Source organism: Pseudomonas agronomica (assembly GCF_025917275.1).
Taxonomy (GTDB): Bacteria; Pseudomonadota; Gammaproteobacteria; order Pseudomonadales; family Pseudomonadaceae; genus Aquipseudomonas; species Aquipseudomonas agronomica.
In genome coordinates this window covers 1-5,853 of sequence record NZ_JAOSHO010000331.1, presented here as the reverse complement: position 1 = coordinate 5,853, position 5,853 = coordinate 1, and the positions used below count along the sequence as shown (strand labels likewise).

General features: G+C 61.7%; 5 protein-coding genes. All 5 read right to left on the bottom strand.

The window, feature by feature from the left end; genetic code table 11:
• Window positions 1-57: 57 nt before the first annotated feature.
• Window positions 58-495: an Lrp/AsnC family transcriptional regulator gene (locus OC610_RS19805; protein WP_053188548.1), complete on the bottom strand. Its 438-nt coding sequence runs from the start codon at window positions 493-495 to the stop codon at window positions 58-60.
• An 11-nt stretch (window positions 496-506) separates the two neighbouring features.
• Window positions 507-1,871 carry a threonine synthase gene (gene thrC, locus OC610_RS19800; RefSeq protein WP_264430079.1) on the bottom strand — a complete coding sequence of 455 codons (1,365 nt, stop codon included), beginning with the start codon at window positions 1,869-1,871 and terminating at the stop codon, window positions 507-509.
• 30 nt (window positions 1,872-1,901) lie between these two features.
• Window positions 1,902-2,786: a LysR substrate-binding domain-containing protein gene (locus OC610_RS19795; protein ID WP_264430077.1), complete on the bottom strand. Its 885-nt coding sequence runs from the start codon at window positions 2,784-2,786 to the stop codon at window positions 1,902-1,904.
• Window positions 2,787-2,843: 57 nt separating this feature from the next.
• Complete coding sequence (locus OC610_RS19790) at window positions 2,844-4,274, bottom strand: amino acid permease (protein WP_264430074.1); 1,431 nt, start codon at window positions 4,272-4,274, stop codon at window positions 2,844-2,846.
• A gap of 136 nt (window positions 4,275-4,410) precedes the next feature.
• On the bottom strand, window positions 4,411-5,664 hold the full coding sequence (locus OC610_RS19785; RefSeq protein ID WP_258648352.1) for a cystathionine gamma-synthase family protein: 1,254 nt from the start codon (window positions 5,662-5,664) through the stop codon (window positions 4,411-4,413).
• Window positions 5,665-5,853: the final 189 nt, after the last annotated feature.

The following is a 5,853-nucleotide window of genomic DNA, read 5'->3' as shown; positions in this document are numbered from 1 at the left end:
TTCGCTAAATCCCCTCGCCACAGGTATTTCTGCGCCTAGGGGGCCGGAGGTGAGGCTTCAGACCACCGACGACAACACAAACGATGTCACGGTGTTCTCCACGCCCGGCAGCGCGGAGATCTCTTTCCACACCTTGTGCACCCGCTCCGGGTTCGCCGCGCCGACCCTGAGCATCAAGTCAAACTCGCCACTCATCACGTCGCACTGCAGCACTTCCGGCATCGCCTGCAACGCTTGCAACACCTCGGCGCCGCGCATGCGGTCGTAGCGGTAGACGAAGATCACCGCGTTGATGTTCGACGACGCCTGCGCGCCCTCCCCCGTGCGTACGGTGTAGCCCTGGATCACGCCGTCGCGTTCGAGGCGTTCGATGCGTTGGCGTACGGCGTTGCGCGAGAGGTTGACCTTGGCCGCCAGCTCGGCGTGGGCGGCGCGGGCGTTGAGGCGCAGTTCGGCGATGATGCGTTCGTCGAGGGGGTCGAGTATTCGCTTCATGGGGCCTCCGGTTACAGCGTGCCGAGCAGTTGATGAAGGGCAGCGAGGTCGTCGGGCTGGATGCGGTGGATTTGCGCCGGGGCCTGCTCGGAAACCGCACGTTTTTGCGCCGCCACGGGGATCCCCAACTCACCGAGCAACACCGCCGATTTGATCGGTGAGATCTCGCCCAGAGTCACCATCGGCGCCACCAGGCTGCGGCGGTACAAGCGCGCCGCGAGCACGCCGGTGGCGGTATGCGGATCGATGACATAACCGGTGTCGCGATACAGCGACGTGATCTCGTTCAGCGTCTGCTCATCGCTCACTGCGTACGAATCGATGATCATCCGCGCCTTTAGCCAGAACTCGTTGCCGATGCTCATTTCACCGTCGGTTTCGAAGGTGTGCATCAGCGCGCTGACGGCCTGATCGTCATGCCCGTAGAGCTCCCAGAGAAGCCGTTCCAGGTTGGAAAAGATCGACAAGTCCATGGCCGGCGACAGGGTCTTGCTGGCGCGCAACCGCGAGTAGTGATTCTTCAAGAAGAATTGATGCAGCGCGTCGTTCTGGTTGGTGGCGACGATCATCTGCGTGATCGGCAAGCCCATCTTCTGGGCGATGTAGCCGGCATAGACTTCGGCAAAACTCGCCGCCGGCACGCTGAAACCGATGGGCCGCTGACCGCCGCCCAGCTGCAACACCGCGTGAAAATAAAACACCAACTGCGCCATGACGCTGACCCAGTTGCTGGAGTTGAAACTGATCGCCTCATGCTCTCGGAACAGTTGCGTGATCAAGGTCTGGCATTCATCGAAACTGCCCTCCACGGCGACTTGATGAATCCGCGGATGCGCCGTTGCTTGCAGGTCGTGAAGCTGGTCTTGCGGTACGCCGGCCTCGGGGTAGATCACCACCACGTCAGTCTCGTCGCAGTGCTTGAAGGCCTCGATGGCGGCCAGGCCGGTGTCGCCGTTGGTCACGCCGATCACGACGGCGCGACGCCCGCGTTTGCGCAGGAAGTATTGCACCAGCCGCGCCTGCAATTGCGCAGCAAAATCCTTCGAGGAACGGGTCGGGCCATGGAACAATTCCAGGACCCATTCGTTGCGATCCACTTGATGCAGCGGCGCCAGGGAGCGATGGCTGAACTGGCTGCCGGCCTCCTTGAGCAAGCGCTTGAAATCCGCCTCGGGAATCGCCTCGCCCACGAACGGCTGCATCACTCGATAGGCGAGTTCGTCGTAGGAAAAGGTCGACCAGTTGGCGATGTCCTGGGGTTCGAACAGCGGCAGCTCGACCGGGACAAACAGCCCGCCATCCTCGGCGATGGCCGACAGCACGACTTTTTCGAAATCGACCTGCACGGCGGAATTTCGGGTACTCACATAGCGCATGGTCAACTCCGCAAACTCAGATAAAACAGCTCATTTGAAACGATGCGCCTGCTCCACCAGCCAGGTGGAAAACCGTGCTGCGTCCGGGTGTTGCTCGGCCCCGGAGCTGCGCACCAGGTAGAACGATTCGCTGGCTTCGATGCGCTGGGCGAAGGGCTCGACGAGGCGTCCGTCGTCCAGCAATTCACTGACCATCGACGACCGCGCCAGGGCAATCCCCTGCCCCAGCTCGGCCATGCGCAAGGTGCAGACCAGCGTGTCGAATTGCAGGCCGGTCGATGAATCCACACAGTCGACGCCGACCCTGTTCAGCCAGTAACCCCAGCCCTCTTCATAACCCAACACGTGCAGCAACGGATGCTTGGCCACGTCCGCCGGCACCTTCAGCGTCGCCATCAAGGCCGGCGCGCACACTGGAAACAAGGTGTCCCAGGTCAGGCGCTGCGACACCAGGCCGGGCCATTGGCCGTGCCCCCAGCGGATTTCCATGTCGTCCTCACCGTCCAGCTCCTTGACCCAGATGTTGCTGATGTAGCGGATGTCGACGTGGGGATGCGCCTGACGGAAATCCACCAGTTTCGGCGCCAGCCAGTGCACGAAAAACGCCAGGCTGCCGCGCACCTTGATCGGCCGGCGCTTGTGCTGGCCGAAGATTTCGTTGGTGCCTACAGCCAGTCGTGTGATCGCGTCCTGCACCACCGGCAGGTAGGCCTGGCCTTCCTCGGTCAGGCCCAGGCCGCGGGGCAAGCGCTTGAACAGCGCCACGCCTAGGTGACTTTCCAACTGGCGGATCTGCTGGCTGACCGCGCCCTGGGTCAAGAACAATTCGTCGGCGGCGTGGGTGAAGTTCAGGCAGCGGGCGGACACTTCAAATGCCCGCAACCAGTTCAACGGGGGCAACGTTTTTTGCTTCATGGTTCTACCTCGTTAACCCCCACGCACCGGGCCCGTTTGCCCGCCCCGTCGCCGCGGTTAGAACGCGTCGGACGGTTGTGCCACGAGGGCGACCGACAAGCGTCGCTCGCGGCTTTTGCGGGTAATGTAATACACGAAGTAACACCAGGCGATGAACGGCAAGCCGAAGTACAGCGCCACCCGTTGTTCAGGGTCGAAGGCGATGCCGATGCACGCCAGGCTGCAGCACACCAGCGCCCCCAGTGGCACCCACGGATAACCACGAACCCGGAACTTGAGGTCGCGAATGTCGCCGCCGTTGGCGACGTAGTGACGACGGAAACCGATCTGGCTCGCGGCGATGCTCATCCACACCACCACCACGGCCAGGCCGGAAATCGACACCAACGCCAGGTAGATGGTATCGGCGGCAAACACGCTGCTGAGCAACGACGCGGCGCCGCCGGCCATGCTGACGATGATCGCGTTGAGCGGCGTGCCCATGCGGGTCAGGGCCGAGAACTGCTTGGGCAAGTGGCCTTGGTCACTGAGGGTCCAAAGCATCCGCGAAGCGGCGTACAGCCCGGAATTGGCCGCCGACAACAGGGCGGTGATGATCACGAAGTTCATGATGTCGGCGGAGTACGGAATGCCGATGTAGGTGAACACCGTGACGAACGGGCTTTCCACCAGGCCGGCCTGTTCGCGGGGCAACAGCGTCGCGAGGACAAAAATGGTCCCGACAAAAAACACCGCCAGGCGCAGCACCGTGGTGCGGATGGCGCGGGGTACGTTGCGTTGCGGATCCTTGGTTTCGCCGGCGGCGATGCCGATCAGTTCAGTGCCGGAGAAGGCGAAGGAAACTGCCAGCAGCGTCATCGCAATCGGCATGAAGCCCGTAGGAAAAAGCCCTTCGCGAGTAAAGTTACTCAAGCCGATGCTGTGGGCCTGGTCGATGTTCAACAGGCCGAGAATCGCACCACCGCCGATCAGCAGGAACACCACCACGGTCAGCACTTTGATCAACGACAACCAGAACTCGGTTTCGGCGAACAAACGCACCGAGACCACGTTGGTGAGGAACACCACGCCAGCAAACAGCGCGCTCCAGATCCACACCGGGGTGTCGGGAAACCATCGCGCCATGAGGATGCCGGCGGCGGTGAATTCGGAACCGATCGCCACCGTCCACGTCAGCCAATACAGCCACGCCACGGTGTAGCCAGTGCCAGGGCCGAGGAAGCGGGTGGCGTAGGTGCTGAACGAGCCGGTTTCCGGCATCTGCACCGCCAGCTCACCGAGGCACATCATCACCATGTAGACCATGAGCGCGCCGATGACGTACGCAATGACCGCCCCCATCGGGCCGGCCTGGTTGACGGTGTAGCCGGAGGTCAGGAACAGCCCGGTGCCGATCACGCCGCCCAAGGCGAGCATGACGATATGGCGCGTCTGCATTTCCTGCTTGAAGCCGGCCCGCGTACTGCTTTGTTGTTCTGTTAGGGACATGGTTGTTTCTCATGAAATGTCAGGGCGCGCATCGACATCTACGCGAGTCAGACAAGCGCCGCTGAGCTTTTATTATTATTCCTATTCATGAACGCCCCGCTGACAGCCTTGTCGCGGGGTTATCAACTTGCTGACTTCAGCTTGCGGTCTCGGTGAGCACTTCATTGAGTTGCGGGTTGAGGGTTTTCCTGGCGAAGGCGAAGGCCTGTTTCAGGTCGTCCAACAAGTCGTCGGTGTCTTCGATGCCGACCGACACCCGCACCAGCCCTTCGGAAATCCCCAGGGCCAGGCGTTCTTCCAAAGTGTTTTCGACATGGCTGGTGGTACGGGCCGGGCCGTAGATGGTTTCGACTGCGCCGAGATTGCCCGCGCAATGAGCAAATCGCAGGCGCGGCAACAGCACCTTGACCGTGTCCATCCCGCCCTTGAGGACAAAACTGACGATGGCGCCGAACCCGGACATTTGCGCGCAGGCCACGGCATGGTTCGGATGGCTAGGCAAACCGGGATAGTTGACCGATTCCACCAGCGGTTCGGTGCAGAGGAACTCCGCCAGGGCACGGGCGCTCGCCTGTTGCTGGCGCATGCGCAGGGCGAGGGTTTTCATGCCACGGATGATCATGTAGGCCGAGAACGGGTCGAGCGTGGCGCCGTTGATTTCGCGGTAATGACGCACCTTCGCCATCAAGGCTTCGCTGCCGCACACCAGGCCACCGAGTACATCGCCGTGGCCGCTGAGGAACTTGGTTGCGCTGTGGATCACCACGTCGACACCCAGTGCCAGCGGGTTCTGGTTCAGCGGCGTGGCGAAGGTGTTGTCCGCCACCACCAGGGCGCCGACGCGTTTCGCCGCCGCAACCAGGCGTGGGATGTCGAGGATTTTCAGGGTCGGGTTGGTTGGCGTTTCCAGGTACAGGACCTGGCAGCCCTTGGCGATTTCCCGCTCGATTTCCTCGTGGTCGAAGGTCTCGCACAAGGTCACCGCGACGCCGGTGCGCGGCAGGAATTCTTCGAAGATTTTGTTGGTGCCGCCGTAGCTGTCCTTGGTCGACACCACGCGATCGCCATTGGCGAGGAAGGTGTAGAGCACGCTGCTGATCGCTGCCATGCCACTGCTGAAGGCCACGGCGGATTCGGCCATTTCCAGTTCGCGGATTTTCGCTTCGACGGTCTCGACGGTCGGGTTGCTCATGCGGCTGTAGATAAAGCCGGGGGCCTTGCCCAACGCGACATCGTACCAGACGTCGATGTCGTCATAACCGTACGCGGCGCTGACGACGATGGGGGTCTGGGTGGCGTTGTAAGGATGCCTGACTTGCTCCCCGCCCCACACCGCCCGGGTGCCCGCTCCTGCGTTGATAAGCCCTGCGCTGTCAGGTTTTTTGTTCATTGTGACTACTCGCACTGAGGGGATGGACGTTGAGCCATCCGCCGGAATCTGAGGGCCAATATAGGGAAAAGCCGCGCCCCCGAGAAACGATGTTATCGGTGCCAAAGGGGTGGTTTTTTTAATGGCTGGATGAGGCCCAGCAAGTAAGTGGGTAATACAAAAATCTGTGGGAGCGAGCTTGCTCGCGAT

Excerpts from the sequence above, each read along its gene's own strand:
- OC610_RS19785 (WP_258648352.1), bottom strand. The coding sequence starts at position 5,664 with ATGAACAAAAAACCTGACAGCGCAGGGCTTATCAACGCAGGAGCGGGC.
- thrC (WP_264430079.1), bottom strand. The coding sequence starts at position 1,871 with ATGCGCTATGTGAGTACCCGAAATTCCGCCGTGCAGGTCGATTTCGAA.
- OC610_RS19805 (WP_053188548.1), bottom strand. The coding sequence starts at position 495 with ATGAAGCGAATACTCGACCCCCTCGACGAACGCATCATCGCCGAACTG.
- OC610_RS19790 (WP_264430074.1), bottom strand. The coding sequence starts at position 4,274 with ATGTCCCTAACAGAACAACAAAGCAGTACGCGGGCCGGCTTCAAGCAG.
- OC610_RS19795 (WP_264430077.1), bottom strand. The coding sequence starts at position 2,786 with ATGAAGCAAAAAACGTTGCCCCCGTTGAACTGGTTGCGGGCATTTGAA.